The organism is Gluconobacter thailandicus F149-1 = NBRC 100600, assembly GCF_000964465.1.
Taxonomy (GTDB): domain Bacteria; phylum Pseudomonadota; class Alphaproteobacteria; order Acetobacterales; family Acetobacteraceae; genus Gluconobacter; species Gluconobacter thailandicus.
Window position 1 is genome coordinate 1 of record NZ_BANH01000141.1, and the last position, 210, is coordinate 210.

Sequence of the window (210 nt, forward strand, 5' to 3'; positions counted from 1 at the left end):
GGGTCGTGGGTTCGAATCCCATCACCCGCTCCAGTTTGAAAAAGACGCCTTCGGGCGTCTTTTTTCGTTTCCGGCAACTGAGATTTGACCCATCAGGAAAATGCTTTTCAGGGCGTCTTTCCTCTTGCGGACTTTGCCGGTTTCCGTCATAAGCCCCAACACGGAGTGCGGGTGTAGCTCAGGGGTAGAGCACAACCTTGCCAAGGTTGG

1 protein-coding gene is annotated in these 210 nt (G+C 54.3%); it reads right to left on the reverse strand.

Annotated features, from left to right (window positions below):
* Window positions 1-21: 21 nt before the first annotated feature.
* A partial coding sequence (locus B7444_RS17015) for a hypothetical protein (RefSeq protein ID WP_206778513.1) occupies window positions 22-210 on the reverse strand: 189 nt, incomplete at its 5' end.